At 67.9% G+C, this 18801-nt stretch carries 14 protein-coding genes; 3 read left to right on the top strand and 11 right to left on the bottom strand.

Annotated features, from left to right (window positions below):
- Positions 1–93: 93 nt before the first annotated feature.
- The 10 genes from murC to mraZ form a co-directional block, all read right to left on the bottom strand.
- Entirely contained in the window at positions 94–1536 is a 1443-nt protein-coding gene (gene murC / locus D1832_RS06375; RefSeq protein ID WP_241510896.1) for a UDP-N-acetylmuramate--L-alanine ligase, read from the bottom strand.
- Complete coding sequence (gene murG, locus D1832_RS06370; RefSeq protein ID WP_118913119.1) at positions 1533–2636, bottom strand: undecaprenyldiphospho-muramoylpentapeptide beta-N-acetylglucosaminyltransferase; 1104 nt, start codon at positions 2634–2636, stop codon at positions 1533–1535. Before murG ends, murC begins: the two co-directional genes overlap by 4 nt.
- Positions 2633–3898: a putative lipid II flippase FtsW gene (gene ftsW / locus D1832_RS06365; RefSeq protein WP_118913118.1), complete on the bottom strand. Its 1266-nt coding sequence runs from the start codon at positions 3896–3898 to the stop codon at positions 2633–2635. Before ftsW ends, murG begins: the two co-directional genes overlap by 4 nt.
- Complete coding sequence (gene murD, locus D1832_RS06360) at positions 3895–5400, bottom strand: UDP-N-acetylmuramoyl-L-alanine--D-glutamate ligase (protein ID WP_415557195.1); 1506 nt, start codon at positions 5398–5400, stop codon at positions 3895–3897. Before murD ends, ftsW begins: the two co-directional genes overlap by 4 nt.
- On the bottom strand, positions 5397–6485 hold the full coding sequence (gene mraY, locus D1832_RS06355) for a phospho-N-acetylmuramoyl-pentapeptide-transferase (protein ID WP_047311435.1): 1089 nt from the start codon (positions 6483–6485) through the stop codon (positions 5397–5399). Before mraY ends, murD begins: the two co-directional genes overlap by 4 nt.
- Complete coding sequence (locus tag D1832_RS06350) at positions 6482–7894, bottom strand: UDP-N-acetylmuramoyl-tripeptide--D-alanyl-D-alanine ligase (protein ID WP_118913116.1); 1413 nt, start codon at positions 7892–7894, stop codon at positions 6482–6484. The genes mraY and D1832_RS06350 overlap by 4 nt, the downstream gene beginning before the upstream one ends.
- The gene (locus D1832_RS06345) at positions 7891–9702 is read right to left on the bottom strand and encodes a peptidoglycan D,D-transpeptidase FtsI family protein (RefSeq protein WP_241510900.1); all 1812 of its coding nucleotides are present in this window, start codon (positions 9700–9702) and stop codon (positions 7891–7893) included. The genes D1832_RS06350 and D1832_RS06345 overlap by 4 nt, the downstream gene beginning before the upstream one ends.
- A gap of 82 nt (positions 9703–9784) precedes the next feature.
- Positions 9785–10489 carry a cell division protein FtsL gene (gene ftsL / locus D1832_RS15310; protein ID WP_182434690.1) on the bottom strand — a complete coding sequence of 235 codons (705 nt, stop codon included), beginning with the start codon at positions 10487–10489 and terminating at the stop codon, positions 9785–9787.
- The gene (rsmH, locus tag D1832_RS06335) at positions 10486–11457 is read right to left on the bottom strand and encodes a 16S rRNA (cytosine(1402)-N(4))-methyltransferase RsmH (RefSeq protein ID WP_225911182.1); all 972 of its coding nucleotides are present in this window, start codon (positions 11455–11457) and stop codon (positions 10486–10488) included. The genes ftsL and rsmH overlap by 4 nt, the downstream gene beginning before the upstream one ends.
- 152 nt (positions 11458–11609) lie before the next feature.
- The gene (gene mraZ, locus D1832_RS06330; RefSeq protein ID WP_118913114.1) at positions 11610–12041 is read right to left on the bottom strand and encodes a division/cell wall cluster transcriptional repressor MraZ; all 432 of its coding nucleotides are present in this window, start codon (positions 12039–12041) and stop codon (positions 11610–11612) included.
- Positions 12042–12459: 418 nt separating this feature from the next.
- Between mraZ and D1832_RS06325 the strand changes: the two genes are divergently transcribed.
- Genes D1832_RS06325 through D1832_RS06315 form a run of 3 tightly spaced genes read left to right on the top strand, consistent with a single transcriptional unit; the run spans position 12460 to position 16819 of the window.
- Positions 12460–13461: an AAA family ATPase gene (locus tag D1832_RS06325; RefSeq protein WP_118913113.1), complete on the top strand. Its 1002-nt coding sequence runs from the start codon at positions 12460–12462 to the stop codon at positions 13459–13461.
- Between the two features lie 41 nt (positions 13462–13502).
- On the top strand, positions 13503–14582 hold the full coding sequence (locus tag D1832_RS06320; RefSeq protein ID WP_182434689.1) for a DUF58 domain-containing protein: 1080 nt from the start codon (positions 13503–13505) through the stop codon (positions 14580–14582).
- A complete protein-coding gene (locus D1832_RS06315) occupies positions 14579–16819 on the top strand; it encodes a transglutaminase TgpA family protein (protein WP_118913111.1) in 2241 nt (746 codons plus the stop codon). The genes D1832_RS06320 and D1832_RS06315 overlap by 4 nt, the downstream gene beginning before the upstream one ends.
- A gap of 244 nt (positions 16820–17063) precedes the next feature.
- Here the strand turns inward: D1832_RS06315 and D1832_RS06310 are convergent, their stop codons facing one another.
- Entirely contained in the window at positions 17064–18686 is a 1623-nt protein-coding gene (locus tag D1832_RS06310) for an RNA polymerase sigma factor (RefSeq protein WP_118913110.1), read from the bottom strand.
- Between the last annotated feature and the right edge of the window lie 115 nt (positions 18687–18801).

Genomic DNA, 18801 nt, shown 5'->3' with positions numbered 1-18801 from the left:
GCCGCCGAGGCCACCTCCCCCGGACATCCGCGACGAAGACACCCTCTTTCCCCGTCACTACGGGAAAAGAGGGTGTCATCATCAAGTTGAGGGTTAGCGCCGCTCGAGGCTCTCGAGGATGCGTGGGCCCAAGTTCGTGATGTCACCGGCGCCGACGGTCACGACGAGGTCGCCCGAGCGAACTTCCTCCAGAAGCACGGCGAGCGCATCGTCGGCCGTCGGCGTGAACGTCGCGACACCCGACGTCATCGCATCGGTGATGAGGCGACCCGAGACACCCTCGACCGGCTGCTCACGAGCCCCGTACACGTCGAGGACGAGAGCACGGTCGGCACCGTCGAGCGCCTCCGCGAGACCGAGAGCGGCGTTCTGCGTCCGCGAGTACAGGTGCGGTTGGAACACGACGAAGAGCCGGCCCGACTCCTTGAGGGCGTCAGCGGTGCGCACGAGCGCTTCGAGCTTGCCGGGATTGTGGGCGTAGTCGTCGACGACCCGCACGCCCGCGGCCTCGCCGCGGGGCTCGAAGCGGCGCGACGTTCCGCGGAAGGCACTGAGCGAGTGCGCCGCGCGCTCGGCATCGATGCCCAGCCCCTCGACGAGGGCCGTGAGGACGCCGGTGGCGTTGAGGACGTTGTGTGCGCCGGGCACCTCGAGAGCAAGATCGACCTCCCGCCCGCCGGGAAGTGCCACACGAGCACCCCAGGCGAATCCGGCACCGTGTTCACTCACGATGCGCACATCCGCGTCGTCGCTGCGCCCGTACGTGAGCACGCGCGCTCCCGCCTCGCGACGTTCGTCCGCCAGCGCGCGGCTGCCGTCGTCGTCGGCGCAGGCCACGAGAAGACCGTCGGTCGCGATGGTTGCCGCGAAGATCTCGTACGCCTTCGCGAGGTTCGCGGACGTGCCGTAGAAGTCGAGGTGATCGTCCTTGATGTTCGTCACGATCGCGACGTCCGGGTGATAGACGACGAAGGAACCATCGCTCTCGTCTGCCTCGACGACGAACACGTCGCCCTCCCCCGGTGCCGCGTTGACCCCGAGGCCGGCCACGTTGGCGCCGATTGCGAACGACGGTTTCTCCCCGAGCGCGGCGAGCGCTGCGGTGGCCATGCCACTCGTCGTCGTCTTGCCGTTCGCGCCGGCGACGGCGAGACCTCGGCGGCCTTGCATGAGCATGGCCAGACCCTGCGAACGGTGGAGGACGCGCAGCCCGCGGCGGCGCACCTCGACGAGTTCGGGGTTCAATTCGTTGATCGCGCTCGAGACGACGACCACGGCGCCGTCCGGCACCTCGGCGACGTTCGCTGCCGCGTACCCGACAGCGATACGAGCACCCTGGGCACGCAGGTCGTCGAGCACCGGGAGCTCCACGTTGTCGGATCCGCTGAGCTGCACACCATCAGCCAGGAAGAGCCTCGCAACGCCGGACATACCTGAGCCGCCCACGGCGATCATGTGCACGTGCGGGACGTCGGCGAGGTTGGGCAGGGACTCGGAGAAATCGAACCTCTCGTTCACACCGTTGCCCATGCTCATGCCCCCTTCGACGTCGAGGCGGCGTCCTCGACGAGGTCGACGAGCTTGCCCGCGGCATCGGCGTGGCCCTGACCGGCGGCTGCGCGGCGCATTGCCGCGAGGCGCTCCTCGTTACGCACGAGCGGCACGAGGTTCTCGTCGATCCAGGCCGGCGTGAAGTCGTCGTTGTCGACGACGATGCCGCCGCCGGCCGCCACGACGTCGCGGCTGTTCAGCTTCTGCTCTCCGTTGCCGATGGGAAGCGGCACGTAGACGGCGGGCAGGCCGACCGTCGTCAGTTCGCTCACCATGCCGGCGCCGCTGCGCGTCACGACGAGATCGGCGGCGCTGTAGGCGAGATCCATGCGGTCGACGTACTCGACGACGACGTAACGGGCACCGCCCGTCTCTTCGGGAACCCCGAAGCCCTTGCCCCGTCCGGTGACGTGGAGGATCTGGATGCCGGCGTCGGTGAGCTGCTCGACACGAGCGCGGAAGGCCTCGTTGAGGCTCACTGCACCGAGCGAGCCACCGGTGACGAGCACGGTCGGGCGGCCCGGCTCGAGGCCGAAGTGCTCGAGACCCTCCGCACGCAACATGGCCGGCTTGATCTCGGTGATCTCTCGGCGCAGCGGCATACCGACGATCTCGGCGTCCTTCATCGGCGTCGAGGGGAAGGTTATCGCGACGTGCTCGGCCCAGCGCGCGCCGAGCTTGTTCGCCAGACCCGGGCGGGCGTTCTGCTCGTGGATGACGAAGGGCACGCCGGCCTTGCGAGCCGCGAGGTACATCGGCGTCGAGACGTACCCGCCGAACCCGACGATCACCTGGGGGCGGTGCGTCTCGACGAGACGATCGGCCTCGCGCAGTGCGCCACGGAAGGCGGCCGGGAAGCGAAGGGCTGCGCCGTTCGGGCGGCGCGGGAAGGCCACCTTCGGCACGAACGCGAGCGCGAATCCACGTTCGGGCACGAGGCGTTCCTCGAGCCCACCTGGCGAGCCGACAGCCGTGACGACCGCATCGGGGTGACGGCGGGTGATCTCCTCCGCGGTGGCCAACAACGGAGAGACGTGACCGGCGGTGCCACCACCGGCGAGCAGAACGCGATCGAGGGTGGTCATGAGCGACCCTTTCGGTTGGGCAGGACCGCCATCGTGCGGCGGACGAGACGGGGCTTGGCGCGCAGGGCTTCGGCAGCCCGTGGTTCGCGGCGTGCGAACGACAGAAGGATCCCGATGCCCACGAGCGTCATGACGAGAGCGGAACCACCGGCGCTGACGAGGGGCAACGGCACACCCACGATCGGCAGGAGGCCGAGAACGGAGCCGATGTTGACGACGGCCTGGAAGCAGATCCACATCATGATGCCTGCGGTGGCGACGCGCACGAACATGTCGGTGGACTGCGCGATGAGGCGGTAGCAGGCGTACGCGAAGACGAGGTAGAGCGCGAGGACGGCGAGCGTGCCAGGCAGGCCCAGCTCCTCGCCGATGATCGCGAAGATGAAGTCGTTGTGCGCCTCCGGCAGCCAGCCCCACTTCTCGCGCGAGGCGCCGGGGCCGAGGCCCCACAGGCCACCGTCGGCCAGAGCCCAGGAGCCGTGGATCTTCTGGTAGCAGGCAGCGACATCGATGTCGCTCGGAGCGTCACAGCCACCGAGCCACGCACCGATGCGCGAGGTGCGGTTACCGCTCGTCATGACCGCGACGGGAAGGAGCACCGCGATACCCAGGCCCAGCCAGGCGAACCAGGATCCCCTGGCACCCGCGGCCCACAGCATCCCCAGGTAGATGACGGCGAAGACCATCGTCGTGCCGAGGTCGCGCCCGGCCATGACGAGACCGCCGAGCAGACCTGCGAACCAGAACGTCGGCAACACCGACTTCTTGAAGTCGTACAGCTGAGCCCGACGGTTGTCGAGGATGACGGCGACGACGAGGATCATGGCGATCTTGCCGATCTCCGACGGTTGGATTCGCAGCCCACCGACCTGAAGCCAGTTCCGGTTGCCCAGGACCTCGACTCCGACGCCGGGAATCATCACGGCGGCCTGCATCGCTGCGGCGAGCAGGAAGAAGATGCCGGCGACCTTCTTGAGGAACGGTGTCGGCAGCCGACTGAACACCGCCGCAGCCACGAGGCCGATGACGGCGAACATCAACTGGTTGGTGAACTGCGAGAAAACCGATCCACCGCGCATGTACGACTGGACGCTCGAGGCGGACAGCACCATGACGAGGCCCAGCACGACGAGCACCGACGTGGAGCCGAGCAGCAGGTAGTACGTCGCGAGAGGCGACTCGAGCCAGCCCAGTCGCCGTCGCAGTCGCTCACCCCACACGTCCTGTGAGGTCTCCTCACGCCAGGGTGTGCGGGTCGTCATGCGTCAGCGCCACCCAGGGATTCGACGATGCGGGTGAACGCGTCACCGCGCGCACCGTAGGAGGCGTACATGTCCAACGAAGCTGCAGCCGGGGCAAGCAGGACGGTGTCCCCCGACTGTGCCATGCCTCGCGCGTGTTCGAGCGCCTGCGTCATCGCGGCCTCGGGTTCGCTCTCCTCGACGATCGCCACGGGAACGTCGGGGGCGTGCTCGGCAAGAGCACGTGCGATGGCGTCCCGGTCACGTCCCATGAGCACAGCCCCGCGAAGACGCGTCGCGTTGTCGCGGACCAGTTCGCTCACATCGGCGCCCTTGAGCAGGCCGCCGGCGATCCAGACGACAGGTTCGTACGCCGTCAGCGACGCGGCCGCGGCCGGCGGGTTGGTGGCCTTGGAGTCGTTGACGTACCGCACGCCGTCGAGCGTCGCGACGAGCGCCATACGGTGCGGCTGCGGCGAGTAGTCCATGAGCCCCTTGCGCACGGCGGCGGGTGAGACGCCGTAACTACGGGCGAGCGCTGCTGCGGCCAGTGCGTCCGCGACGTAGTGCGGCGCCGCCGCGTTCGGGCCGAGATCACGCAGGACGGCCAGTTCCGCCGCGCTCGTGCGGCGTTCCTCGACGAAGGCGCGGTCGGCGAGCACGTCCTCGACGATTCCGACCATCGACGGAGCCGGTGTGCCGAGCGTGAAGCCGATGGCACGACAGCCCTCGACGACCTCAGCTTCCTCGAGGAGCGCCTCCGTCGTCGGGTCGTCGACGTTGTAGACGCAGGCAGCCTGGGTGCGCTCGAAAACGCGTCCCTTCTGCCGGCGGTACTCCTCGAACGAGCCGTGCCAGTCGACGTGGTCGGGCGCGACGTTGAGCAGGCACGACGCGAACGGCGAGACGCTGCGCGACCAGTGCAACTGGAACGTCGACAGTTCGACGGCGATGACGTCGAACGGCTGCGGATCGAGGATGGCCTCCATGATCGGCATGCCGACGTTGCCCGCGGCCACAGCGCGCAGACCTTGGGCCTGCAGGATCGACTCCAGCATCGTGACGGCGGTCGTCTTGCCGTTCGTCCCGGTGATGGTGATCCACGGGGCCGCGCCCTCACGCGGGCGCATGCGCCACGCGAGCTCGACCTCCCCCCAGACGGGGATGCCGCGATCCGCGGCGTCCGTCAGGAGCGGATCGGTGGGAGGGACGCCGGGCGAGGTGACGACGAGCTGCGTGCCCTGGGGCGCACTCGTCATGTACTCCGCACCGAACGCGATCTCGGCGCCGAGCACCTCGAGTATCTGGGCCCGTTCGGCCATGACGTCGGTCTTGTCGCGAGAGACGACGCGCACGTTCGCCCCTCGTTCGAGCAGCGCATCGGCGGCGGCGAAGCCACTGACGCCGAGTCCGACGACGAGGACCGAGAGGCCGGACCAGTCGGCGTCACGATGCGTCAGATCACGCTCGCCCCCGAGCGGTTCGTAACTCGGGTCGAGCGGCCACAGCTCGTTGTCGGTCACTGGTTGACGTTCCATTCCGCGTAGAAGATTCCGAGGCCGAAGGCCACGCACAGGCCGGCGATGATCCAGAAGCGGATGACGACCGTGATCTCGTTCCAGCCCACCATCTCAAAGTGGTGGTGCAACGGCGCCATCCGGAAGATGCGTTTGCGGCGCAACTTGAACGACCCGACCTGAAGGATGACCGAGAGGGTCTCGAGGACGAACAGGCCCGCCAGGATGACGACGAGGAACTCGGTGCGCGTCGTGATGGCCAGGCCGGCGAGTGCGCCACCGAGGGCGAGCGAGCCGGTGTCACCCATGAAGATCTTGGCCGGTGTCGCGTTCCACCACAGGAAGCCGAAACAGGCACCCATGAGGGCTGCGGCGACGACGGCGAGGTCGTGGGGATCACGCACGTCGTAACACTTGGCGGCGTTGGAGGCGAGGCCGTTCTGGCAGTTCTGGTTGAACTGCCAGATCGCGATGAGCACGTACGCGCCGAACACCATAACGCTGGCGCCGGTGGCCAGACCGTCCAGCCCGTCCGTGAGGTTGACGCCGTTCGACGTCCCTGCGATGAGCAGGTTCGCCCAGATGACGAACAGAATGAGACTGACGACCGTGCCGCCGAGGGCGAGCGAGACGTTCGAGTCGCGTGCGAAGGAGATGTTGTAGCTGGCGGGGGTGAGGCCGGCGTCGTTGCGGAACTGAAGGGCCAACACCGCGAAGATGACCGCCACGAGCGTCTGGCCGAGCAGCTTCTGCACGGACGTCAGACCCAGAGATCGCTGCTTGGTGATCTTGATCGCGTCGTCCGCAAAACCGACGAGCCCGAGGCCCGTCATGAGGAACAGCACGAGCATGCCGCTGGCCGTCACGGGCGTCATGGTGACGAGGTGGGCCATTCCGTAGGCGAGAAGGCTCGCGGCGATGATGACCGCTCCACCCATCGTCGGCGTTCCACGCTTCGTGTGGTGCGTCGTGGGGCCGTCGTCACGAATGAACTGGCCGTACCCCTTGCGCACCAGGAACTTGATGAACATGGGGGTGCCGAAAAGCCCGACGACGAGCGACACGATGGCCGCGATGAGGACGCCCTTCATGCGGTCACCTCCGTTGCGGGAAACGCGGACGTTCCGGCTTCCTCGACCAACCTATCGCCCAGCAGACGCAAACCCGAGTCACGACTCGACTTCAGCAGCAGGATGCGGCCCGCGCTCAGATCGCGCACGAGTGCGTCGTGCGCCGCGTCCGCGTTCTCGACCTCGTGGACGCGCTCGGCCGCCATTCCGGCCTCACGTGCCCCGACGGCGATGGGCGCGGCACCCGCGCCGATCACGTAGACCTCGTCGATCCCGAGGGCCGCGATCTCACGACCCACACCGGCGTGTTCGTCGAAGGAGCTCTCCCCCAGCTCACGCATCTCACCGAGCACGGCGATGCTGTGACGCTCGCGTCCCATGTGGGCCAGCGAGCGCATCGCGGCACGCATCGAGTCGGGGTTGGCGTTGTAGGCGTCGTTGACGAGCGTGATGTCGCCCGGCAGTTCGTGAACCTCCATGCGCCAGCGAGAGGTCGCTCCGGCGGCGGCCAGCGCCTCCACCACGGTGTCGAGATCGAGCCCCAGGCTGACAGCCGCTGCAATGACGCTGAGCGAGTTGCCGACCTGGTGCTCACCGAACACGGCAAGGCGCACACGCGCCGTACCGGCCGGGCACGTGAGGTCGTAGGAGGCGCGACCTGAGGTGTCGACCTCGACGTTCGTCGCGCGGTAGTCGGCGTCCTCTCCGAGACCGACGAGGACCACCGTGGCCTTCGTCCGTGACGCCATGGCGCGCACGCGCTCGTCGTCGACGTTGAGCACGGCGAAACCGTCCTCGGGCAGGGCTTCGACGAGTTCACCCTTGGTCTGCGCAATCGCGTCGACGGATCCGAACTCACCCATGTGCGCCTTGCCGACGTTGAGGACGATGCCCACCTTCGGCGGGGCGATCTTCGTCAGGTACTCGATGTGACCGACGCCGGAGGCACCCATCTCCGCCACGAGGTAACGGCTGTTCGAACCGAGCCGGCACACCGTGAGGGGAACACCGACCTCCGAGTTGAGCGAGCCGTGAGGTGCCACCGTCGGGCCGAACCGGGCAAGGACGGCCCCGAGGAGATCCTTGGTCGAGGTCTTGCCGGACGACCCCGTGATGCCCACGATCTCGAGGTCGGCAATCGCATCCACGACGCCGCGTGCCAGTTTGGCGAAGGCAAGCTCCGAATTCTCGACGACGACGGTCGGCAGGATGTCGACAGCACGCTCACCGAGCACGCCGACGGCACCGGTGTCCCGTGCGGCCGAGGCGTAATCGTGCCCGTCCGCGTGCTCACCGACGCGAGCGACGTACAGGCTGCCCGGCACGCACTCGCGGGAGTCCGTGACGACGGATGCGCTCACCGTGGCGTCGGCACCGACGAGGTGACCTCCGGTGATGCGTGCGATCTCGTCGAGCGAAAATTCGATCACTTGGACGTCGACTCCTCTGAGCGGTATTTGATCGGGAACGGAAGCTTGTCGCTCTTGTTCGGCGGTATTTTACGCTGGCGCAGCGCCTCGGCCATCACCTTGGAAAACACGGGGGCCGCTAGGTCACCACCGAACGTTCCCGCCTGCGGACGCTGCAGCGTCACCGACACGATGAGCTGCGGATCCTTGGCCGGCGCCATACCGATGAAACCTGCGGTCACGCCGTCGTAGCCACCCTTCACCGAGTCGTAGCGCTCGGCCGTCGACGTCTTGCCTGCGACGTCGTAGCCCGGGACGGCCGCCTTCGGCGCGCTGCCGTCCTTCGTCACGACACCCTGCATCATGCCGACGAGTTCCTTCGAGGTCTTCGCGCTGAAAACGCGCGTCGACTTCCGCTCGTCCGTGTAGGGCTGCATCGCACCGTCGCCGCCTTGAACCTCGGAGACGAGCTTGAGCGGCTCACGCACTCCACCGTTGGCGATCGCCTGGAACAGCCCGACCTGCTGCACAGCGCTGCTCGCGAGCCCCTGACCGAACATGATCGTGTACCAGGTGTCGCCCTTCCAGGTCGAGACCTTCGGCACGATGCCCGTGGACTCGCCGGGGAAACCGATCCCGGTGGCCTCCCCGAGGCCGAACTTCTTCATGTAGGTGTACAGCTTTTCCTTGGGCAGCTTCTCCCCCGCGAGGATCGTGCCGATGTTCGAGGACTGCGCGATGACACCGGCAAACGTCAGGTACTCGGTGGGGTGTGGGTGCGAGTCGTGGAAAGGACGTCCCGCGCGTTTCAGGCTCGGCGGCACCTCGACATGCGACTTCGGCGTCATGATGCCTTCCTCGAGGACGGCGCCGGCAGTCACCATCTTCTGCGTGGAGCCGGGCTCGAAGGTGTCCGTGAAGGCACGGTTCTGCAGGTTCTCGGACTTGGCCGTCGACATGTCGTTGTTGTCGAAGCTCGGGTAGCTCGCCGCCACGAGAATGTTCCCCGCCTTGTCCGCGACGACGATCTCGCCCGAGACCGCCTTCGACGACTTCACCTGTGCGGCGAGTTCGTTCTGCGCGAACCACTGCAGGTCGCTGTCGATCGTCAGCTTGGCACCACGGCCCGCAACCGGCTTGCGGTCGAGGTTCTCACCCGTCGCGATCTCGGAGCCGTTGCGTGCACGCTCGACCTGGTGCAGGCCGGCCTTGCCCTGCAAGGTCGTGTTGAGCATCTGCTCGATACCGCCACCGGGCACGTCCTGTGCGTTGACCGAACCGAGCAACGGAGCGAGGGCCGTGCCTTGCGGGTACTCGCGCTTCTGCACCTGCTCGGACGTGATTCCGGGCAGGTCGAGCGCCCGGATCTGGCTCCACTGAGCGGGGCTGATGTCCTTGGCGAGGTAGACGAACCGAGTGTCGCGGGCATCGGCGCGCTCGAACGTGGCCCGGATCTCGGCTGCGTCTCCCCCGAGGATGCGAGCCAATTCCTGGGAGACGCCGTCGATGCCCTTGGGCTTGCCGTTGGTCGAGCGCTCCCGGAACGACTTCGCGGCCACCGGGTCACCGGCGACGTCGCGACGCTCCACGCTGCGTGCGAGCACCGTCCCGGCGGAATCCGTGATCTCACCGCGGGCGGCGGGGACCTTCGATGTCGTCAGACGGTTGTTGGTGGCCTTCTGCGCGATCTCGTCCGCCTGGATCCACTGAACCTTGACGAGCTGCCAGGTGAACAACGACAGGATGATGGCGAAGACGGCCAGCATCGTGCGGGTACGACGACGGGGGTGACCGACGGCGCGCAGACGCGCCTCGGCCGGTCGCGACATACGCACCGGACGCGCCTTCGAGGGCGCCGGCCTGCGACGTTGTTCCACGGGTTCCCCTCGTCGCGGACGAAAGCTCTTGCTCTTACTTCCCGGTCGTGCTCGTGGCGTCGGACTTCGCGTCGCTGCCCTTCGCCTTGGCGTCCTTGGACTTGGCCTGCTTGGCCTTCGCATCCGCCTCAGCCTTCGCCTTGGCGGCGTCGGCCTTGGCCTTCGCGTCCGCCGCGGCCTTCGCCTTGGCCACCGGATCCGTGATGTGCAGTCCGATGGTGCCGCTGTCGAGCACGTCGGCCGCCGCCTTGCTCGCGGGGGTCGTCGACAGCGTGTTCACACTAAGACGCTGACCTGCCTGGCCCGAAGTCGCCACGCCGACCTGCTTGCCCGTGGTGCGGTTCACGTAGCGCACCTGCTCGGCCCGGACCATGCCGTACTCCTCGGCCTTCACCGCAAGGTGCTCGGGTGCGGAGACCGCGGAAATCTCGCTGTCGAGACCCTGCTGACGGTCGTCGAGCGTCGCGACATCACTGCGCAGCTTGTTGAGCGTGAAGGACTGCTCCGCGCGCATCGTGTTGAGCAGGAGCAACGACAGCGCCGAAACGAACGCGAAGACGAAGACGAGCGCCATGAAACCCGAGACCGGACGCTTGCCCGCGACGGTCTCCGTCCGGGCACGCACCGGACGAACGGCCGCCGCGCGAGACGCGGGCGCCGGGCGCCTCGTCGTGCGTGCCGGTCGGGAACTCGCGCGCGTGGAACGGGGTGCGCGGGAGGGGGCGGCCAGTTGGCTCATGACTGGCTTCCTTTCGGTCGGGTACGACGGATGGCACGGAGTTTCACCGAGGCGGAACGCGAGTTGTGCTCCAGTTCGGTTGCCGAGGGAGTCGAGGCGCCACGCAGGAGCAGCTCGAACTCGGGAAGGTGCTCGGGCAGCTCCACCGGAAGCCCTGCCGGTGCGGTGGAACGGCACGCCCGAGCGAAGGCCTGCTTGGTGATGCGGTCTTCGAGGGAGTGGAACGACAGGACGGCGAGTCGACCGTCGACGGCGAGGGTGTCGAGCGCGGTGTCGACCGTGTTCTCCCAGCCACGCAGTTCGTCGTTGACCTCGATGCGCAAAGCCTGGAAGGTGCGCTTGGCGGGGTGACCGCTCTGACGCTGCGAGGCAGACGGAATGACGGAGCGGAGCATCTCGACGAGCCGCGCGGAGGTGGTCCACGCCTGCTTCTCCCGTTCCTTGACGACGGCGTGAGCGATCTTGCGCGCATAGCGTTCCTCGCCGTAGACGCGCAGGATGCGCTCGAGCTCGTCCTGCGAGTAGGTGTTGAGGACGTCGGCCGCCGTCTGCCCCGCACTCGACTGGTCCATCCTCATGTCGAGGGGCGCGTCAGCGCGGTAGGAGAAGCCTCGCTCGAGTTCGTCGAGCTGGAAACTGGAGACGCCGAGGTCGAAGAGCATCGCGTCGGCCGGCCCGTCGAGGACGTCTGCGAGCTCCGTGTTGACGGCGTGAACGCCGCGGAAGCGCTCACCGAAGCGAGCCAGACGCTCGCCGGCGAGTTCAAGGGCCTGCGCGTCACGGTCGATTCCGACGACGCTTGCCTCGGGGAAGCGTTCGAGGACGGCTTCGGCGTGGCCACCCATCCCGAGCGTGCCGTCGACGTACAGAGCTCCCGGACGCTCGAGGGCCGGGGCGAGAACGTCGAGAATCTCGGCGAGCATGACGGGAACGTGACGATCGGCGGCGGGCGCGAACTCGTCTCGCATGTTCACTCCCTCAGTGCTCGGGTCGTCGGACGTCGGTCCTCGTGCGTGGTGGTCGGGCCGCTGCGACTCTGCGTCCAGGGCCCCCGCCGCTGCGCTCCGGCACCGGGGAAGGTGTGCCGGAAAGCAGCGGCCGGAGACCTGGACGCAGAGGGCTACAGCAACCCCGGAACGACCTCTTCCGCCTGGTCGGCGAACGGCTGTTCCGCGCCGGCGAGGTAGTCGTTCCACGCCTGCGTGTCCCAGATCTCGATGCGGTTACCCGCACCGATCACCGTGCATTCCTTCGACAGACCTGCGTAGTCACGAAGCAGCTGCGGGATCGTCACGCGTCCTTGCTTGTCAGGGATCTCGTCGGAGGCCCCCGAGAGCAGGACGCGCTGGTAATCACGCACCGCACGCGAGGTGACAGGCGTCGTGTTCATCGCCGTGGCGATGCGCTCGAACTCGGCCATCGGAAAGACGTAGAGGCAGCGTTCCTGTCCTCGAGTCATGACCAGCCCGCCGGCGAGACGTTCGCGGAACTTCGCCGGAAGGAACATGCGGCCCTTGTCGTCGAGTCGAGGCGAATGGGTACCCAGAAACACGGCTGGGCACCTCCCGTCACCGACACGTCGATCCGATGTCCCCCACTCTACTCCACTTCACCCCACAAAGTCTCCCCCCTTGCCCGGAATCGACCGGCGAGTTGGTGAAGCGCCCCAGTGGTTGCAAGGAAATTCACGAGTGGAGTGCGGTGGAGGAGAATCGTGCGCCAGACCCGGCAGAAGCTTGCCCCACGACGCTCCACGGCGAATGGACCGCAGGGACTTCCGCGGAATTCCGCGATATTCCACCAAGGACGAAGCGCGCTCCACAGCGGACTCACGCCTCGTGGGGCGAAGTGGGGAGCGCGGTGGAGGACGGGGTGGAGCAGGGTGGAGCGGCGTGGGAAGGCACACCTTCGACCATCCCCACGTGCCTGTGCAGGACAGGGGGCCGCCGTATTTGGCAAGATCGGTTCGTATGGACACCTCGTCACGCGATCACGGCTACCCCGCCCCCGCTTCCAGCCGCCGCTCGGGCGTCGACGTCATCGCGACGGCTGACGCTGTGCGACGCAACGTCGAGCAGGTCATCGAGGGCAAGCCGGACGTCGTCCGGGTGGCCACGACGGTGCTCTTCGCCGGCGGGCACCTGCTTGTCGAGGACGTGCCCGGCGTCGGCAAGACGGTGCTGGCCAAAGCCCTGGCCCGTTCTGTCGACGCATCCTTGCGCCGCATCCAGTTCACGCCCGACCTGCTTCCGAGCGACATCACCGGCGTGACGATCTACGACCAGACGAGCGGCGAGTTCCGTTTCCGTCCCGGCGCCGTCTTCGCCAACGTGGTCATCGGCGACGAGATCAACCGCGCGTCCCCCAAGACGCAGGCTGCGCTGCTCGAGGCCATGGAAGAACACCAAGTGACGATCGACGGCACGACGCGTGCGCTGCCCGACCCGTTCATGGTCGTCGCCACGCAGAACCCCGTCGAGATGGACGGAACCTTCCCGCTGCCCGAGGCACAGCGAGACCGGTTCATGGCGCAGGTGAGCATGGGCTACCCCTCGCCCCGAGCCGAGTTCGACATGCTCGAGCACCACGGTGTCACCGATCCCCTCAGCGTTCTGCGTCCGGTGACGAGCGCCGCCGAGATCGCCGCCTGCGTGGGTGCGATCTCCCGTCTTCACACGAGTGAAGCACTGCGGCAGTACGTCGTCGATGTCGTCTCCGCCACGCGCGAGCACCCAAGCGTCCGCCTCGGCGCCAGCCCGCGTGCGTCCCTGCAGCTGCTGCGCGCCGCGCGCGCCCACGCCGCACTCGCCGGCCGCGACCACGTCATCCCCGAAGACGTCACCGCGATGGCACCGGCCGTGCTCGGCCACCGCGTGCTTCTGCGCCGCGGCCGCAACGACCTCAGCGCGAGCGAGGTCGTCGCCGACGTCATCGCCGACGTGCGCGTGCCGACCCAGCGCGCCTCCCGGTGAAGTCGCTGCCGCGCCCCACCCGCCGAGGTTTGCTCGTCCTCGTGGCGGGGGCACTCCTCGTCGTCGTGGGGGCGGCCTCAGGCTTCACCGATGTGGTGCGTGCAGGCATCTTCGTCCTGGTGCTGGCGCTGCTGGCCTTCCTCATCGCCGTCGCCGCTCGGACCGGTCGGGTCGACGTGACCCGTCACGGCCCCCCGGAGCGCCTCAGCGTCGGTGACGAGGGGCAGATCACGCTCGGCGTGAAGGCCCGGCGTGCGGGATGGATCGAGACGACGCTCGAGGAGCCACACACGTTCACCCGCCACGGCGTGGCGAGGTGGCCCCTTTCGCAGGTTCAAGGGGGTCGGGCGGCCTACGACGTCACCGCACGTCACCGTGGCTCCTTCACGAGTGGACCGGCGCGACTCGTCGCGTCCGATCCCTTCGGCCTCTTCGAGACGTCGCTCGAGCAGGGCCGTGCCTCGACCTGGCTCGTGCGCGCCCACACGGTGAGTCTCGAGACGCCGCAAACCGTCGCTCAGGGTGACGGCGACGACACCGTCATCTCCGCTCACGCGACCCACGCCGGGCGACCCGGTGCCAGCATCCGCGAGTACGTCCAGGGCGACGACCTGCGCACCGTGCACTGGCCCGCCACGGCGCACCGGGGCGAGCTCATGGTGCGTCAGTTCGACCCGCCGGCCCAGCCCCGCATCCATGTGGTCGTGCTCGGCAACGTGCCACGACCCGGTACCAACGAGCCGTGGGAGTGGCTGATCAGCGCAGCGGCCTCGGCATGCACCGAGCTCGAGAACCACAACCTCGCAACCCTTGCGACCGTCGGCGAGCGCGAGTACGACAACCATGACGACATCCTCGACGCCCTGGCTCGCGCCGGTGAGAGTCTGCCCGACCGTTTGACCATCGAGGAGAGCCCCACCTTGCTCTTCCTGCACACGAGCGCCGATCACTTCCCCCCGGCCCCACACCACTCCCCGGCGTTCGCCTGGGTGGGCGGCGCGAGCGCGGAGGACGGCGCGAACGAACTGACCCGGTTGGGTTGGGACGCCGTCGCCATCTCCCCCTACGACTCCATCGCCGAGTCCCTGTACCCCGCGATGTCCGGAGGTGATCTTCGATGAAGAGTCGTCAAATCCCCTCCGACGTCGCCCTCCTGCTCCTGGCGCTGGCCGCGAGTTGGCCGCTGGTGGAACTGACGAGCAGCTCTGCCCTCGTGGGGCCCGCACTCGCCGTCGTCGCTCTCGTGTGGTTCGTCGGCGCTGTGTGCCGCTTCACACACCGCACACCGGCTTTCATCGTGACGGCACAGCTCGTCGCACTCGCCGTCGCCACCCTGGGAGTCTTCGTCGCCAAGGGAGGGTCACTCACTGCGGCGTCCGTGAAGGCAACGGCCGCCTCTGCCCAGGAAGCGGCGAACACCTCCGTCGCTCCGTTGCCGGCGATGCTCGGCGTCCTCGTCATGCTGGCTCTCGCCGCGGGTCTCGTCACGCTCGTCGTCGACTACGTGGGCGGCACCGCACGTATGCCCATGCTCACGGTCCTTCCGGTGGCGGCGCCCTTCATCCTGGCCACCACCGCACTCGGTGACACCCTTCGCGCGCGCTACTTCGTCGCGGCGGCGATCGCCTGGGCCTTCGTCGTCCTGGCAGCGTCCTTCGCCGAAGGCTCGAGCTTGCGCACCGGCCTCATGCGCTCCCTGCCGGTGTTCGCCGCCATGACGGCGGTTGCCGTACTCACGGCTCTCGTCCTGGCCCCCTCAGTGCCACAGCGAGCCACCCCCGCGCTCGCCGAGGGCGGAGCACAGGGCGTCAACAACTCGGTCGACTTCTCCGAGACGCTCGACCTCAGCAAGAGCCTGAACTCTCGCAATGCCGCGCCCGTGCTCACCTACACGACCCAGGCAACCACTCCTGCGCCGTTGCGTGCCACGACGAGCTCTTCCTACGCTGACGGCGTCTGGCGCGCCGAGTCGTCGGGCCCGTTCACCGATGCCCGCCCCAACACCGAGTTGCCGAACCCCGGCGCCGAGGATTCGATGCCGGCGCGCACGGAACGCATGTCCGTGACCCTCAACGGCATGCGACCGCCGTTCGTCGCGGCGCCTGCGCAGCTGCGTGCGGCCAACTTCGGTTCCGCGAACCCGACCTTCCGTGTCGGCACGAACAACGGTGTGCCGTTCCTGTCGCAGCCCGCGCCGGCCTACTCGGTGCTCTACCGCGAGTACACTGCGGCCGCACGACCCACGAGCAACGAGCGCGCGGGAGTCGGTGGCAGTGTCACGGCGAAGGATCTCGACACCGCAACACTCCCGGAGGCGGCGAAGCAGCGCATCACTCGGCTCAATCAGTCCTCCGGGGCCGCCGACGCGGGAACACCGTTCGAGCAGGCCGTCGCGCTGCAGCGCTATCTGCGTACCGACCCGTCGTTCACGTACTCGCTCAGGTTGGCCCCGACCCGTTCGGAGAACGGTCGCGAGCTCGATCCGCTGTCGAACTTCCTGGAGACGCGACGGGGCTACTGCACTCAGTTCGCGACGGCCATGGTCATGGGAGCGCGGCAGATGGGGCTGCCCGCGCGTGTGGCCATCGGCTTCCTGCCCGGCACGGAGCGCAGCGGCACGTACGAGGTGCGAGCTGCGGACGCCCACGCCTGGGCGGAGGTCTACTTCCCCGGTATGGGGTGGACGCGCTTCGACCCGACGCCCGGCCTGCGTTCGGGTGCGCCGCCGCCCTACGCGCCGGACACCCCCACCGGCGACTCGTCGGCGTCCTCGTCCTCGAGTGCGCCCACGAGCTCGACGAGCACGTCCTCGTCCACCTCGAGCGTGCGCCCGTCGAGCGAGACGAGCACCTCGTCGAGCACGACCCAGCCGGCCAAGCCCGACTCGGACTCCTTCCCTTGGGCCCACGTGCTCGCGGTGCTGGGGGGTCTTGCCCTGGTCGCGCTGCTCGCGTCGGTCCTGCCCCTGGCGGGTCGACGTAAGCGGCAGGAGGTCACCCGTACGGCATCGACGGATCGCGAACGTGACGAGGGAGCGTGGCACGCCATGCTCTGGTCGCTGCGCGATCTCGGTTACACGACGCCGGAGGGCTTGTCGCCACGAGCCACCGCAGAGGCGTTCACCCGGGACAACCCGGAGTCGGGCACCACGGTGCGTGAGGCCCTCGAGCGAGCGTGTTCAGGTATGGAAGCCTCGCGCTACGCGCCGACGACGGGCCGGTCCCAGGCGTCAGCGTGTGACCGGGTGGTCCGGGCTGCACGGGACGAAGCATCGTGGGGTGCGCGGGTGAAGGCCCTCCTCGTCCCTGCCTCGGGTCGCGCCTACCTCACGGCACTCGGCCGCCGGAACCGCCCCTGACGCACACGAGATGACCCCGGCTCTCCCCTGACGCGTGGAGCCGGGTTCGTCCGTTTTCGCGCCGATCCTCCGTCCGACGCCACGCGGGCGAACGCTGGTGCTGGGTTTGGCCGAAGATGCGACCGATATCCCTGCCACCTTCAGCCAAACCCACCATCCTTCGGCGTGAAGGGTTCCGACGACGTGCACACGCCGAAGGGCGCATCCCCCATGGGATGCGCCCTTCGGCGGTGAAAGCCGCTACTCAGTCGAGGTAGTCGCGCAGAACCTGCGAGCGCGACGGGTGACGCAGCTTGCTCATCGTCTTGCTCTCGATCTGACGGATACGCTCGCGCGTCACGCCGTAGACCTTGCCGATCTCGTCGAGCGTCTTCGGCTGACCGTCGGTGAGACCGAAGCGCATCGAGACGACGCCCGCTTCGCGCTCGCTCAGCGTGTCGAGCACCGAGTGCAGCTGCTCCTGCAGCAGCGTGAAGCTCACGGCGTCGGCCGGGACGACGGCCTCGGAGTCCTCGATGAGGTCACCGAACTCGCTGTCACCGTCCTCGCCGAGCGGGGTGTGCAGGGAGATCGGCTCGCGACCGTACTTCTGAACCTCCACGACCTTCTCGGGGGTCATGTCGAGTTCCTTGGCCAGCTCGTCCGGGGTGGGCTCGCGGCCCAGGTCCTGGAGCATCTGGCGCTGGACGCGGGCCAGCTTGTTGATGACCTCGACCATGTGCACCGGGATGCGGATGGTACGCGCCTGGTCGGCCATGGCGCGGGTGATGGCCTGACGAATCCACCACGTCGCGTAGGTCGAGAACTTGTAGCCCTTGGTGTAGTCGAACTTCTCGACCGCACGGATGAGGCCCAGGTTGCCTTCCTGGATGAGGTCGAGGAAGAGCATTCCGCGACCGGTGTAGCGCTTGGCGAGCGACACGACGAGACGCAGGTTGGCCTCGAGGAGGTGGTTCTTGGCGTTCTTGCCGTCCGAGGCGATCCACCACAGCTCACGCTTGAGCTTCATGTCGATCTTGTCGCCGGAGTCGAGCTTCTGCTCCGCGAACAGGCCGGCCTCGATGCGCTTGGCGAGCTCGACCTCCTGCTCGGCGTTGAGCAGCGCGACCTTACCGATCTGCTTGAGGTAGTCCTTGACCGGGTCTGCCGTGGCGCCTGCCGTGACGACCTGCTGAGCAGGAGCGTCGTCCTCGTCGCCCTGACGCAGGACGAAGCCGCCCTTCTCGTCCTCCGGCTCGGAGGTGTCGCCGGCCTTGCTGTCGGAGGCCTGCTCGGGCGTCTCGACATCGTCACCGGTTTCGGCCGCGATGTCGACCGGCTCGACCTCGTCGACCTCGGGCTCGTCGGCGGCCTTACCTGCCTTCTTCGCAGCAGCCTTCTTCGCCGTCGCGGTCTTGGCCGTGGCCGTCTTGGCGGCAGCCTTCTTGGCCGTGGTCTTCTTCGCGGCAGCCTTCTTGGCCGTCGTCTTCTTGGCGGGAGCCTCGTTAGCGGTCTCGTCCGCCTCGCTCGACTCCTCGACAGCCGCAACCTTCGCGGTCGCGGTCTTCGCCGTCGCCTTCTTGCCGGTGGTCTTCTTGGCCGCAGTGGTCTTGGCCGTCGTCTTCTTCACGGCCGTCTTACGACGTCCGGCTGTGGTGGCCACGGCCTGCTCGGCGTGGGCCTGGTCGAGGACGACCTCGATGTTCTCGGCGGCCAGCGCCTTCAACACGGACTTCTGCTTGGCGGACGACACCTGTGCCTCTTCGATCGCGTCCTTCAATGCGACGCTGTCCACCGAGCCCGTCTCACGACCCGATTCGAACAGAGCTGCCAGAGCCGGGTGGTCGACATCCGCGGGAAGTGCGGGGGGCTGCGTGGTCTTCGACACTGTCGTCACCAACTACCTTCCGAAAGTAATGCGTCGCCGTCGTCGGCCGCAGGGCAGCGACGATCGAAGCGACACCGGAACGAGGAGTGCGATCACGAAACCCCGCGCTTGGCGC

Source organism: Dermacoccus abyssi (assembly GCF_003515945.1).
Taxonomy (GTDB): domain Bacteria; phylum Actinomycetota; class Actinomycetes; order Actinomycetales; family Dermatophilaceae; genus Dermacoccus; species Dermacoccus abyssi.
This window is presented reverse-complemented; position numbering and strand designations above follow the sequence as displayed.

Excerpts from the sequence above, each read along its gene's own strand:
- murC (WP_241510896.1), bottom strand. The coding sequence starts at position 1,536 with ATGAGCATGGGCAACGGTGTGAACGAGAGGTTCGATTTCTCCGAGTCC.
- murG (WP_118913119.1), bottom strand. The coding sequence starts at position 2,636 with ATGACCACCCTCGATCGCGTTCTGCTCGCCGGTGGTGGCACCGCCGGT.
- ftsW (WP_118913118.1), bottom strand. The coding sequence starts at position 3,898 with ATGACGACCCGCACACCCTGGCGTGAGGAGACCTCACAGGACGTGTGG.
- mraY (WP_047311435.1), bottom strand. The coding sequence starts at position 6,485 with ATGAAGGGCGTCCTCATCGCGGCCATCGTGTCGCTCGTCGTCGGGCTT.
- D1832_RS06345 (WP_241510900.1), bottom strand. The coding sequence starts at position 9,702 with ATGTCGCGACCGGCCGAGGCGCGTCTGCGCGCCGTCGGTCACCCCCGT.
- ftsL (WP_182434690.1), bottom strand. The coding sequence starts at position 10,489 with ATGAGCCAACTGGCCGCCCCCTCCCGCGCACCCCGTTCCACGCGCGCG.
- rsmH (WP_225911182.1), bottom strand. The coding sequence starts at position 11,457 with ATGCGAGACGAGTTCGCGCCCGCCGCCGATCGTCACGTTCCCGTCATG.
- D1832_RS06325 (WP_118913113.1), top strand. The coding sequence starts at position 12,460 with ATGGACACCTCGTCACGCGATCACGGCTACCCCGCCCCCGCTTCCAGC.
- D1832_RS06315 (WP_118913111.1), top strand. The coding sequence starts at position 14,579 with ATGAAGAGTCGTCAAATCCCCTCCGACGTCGCCCTCCTGCTCCTGGCG.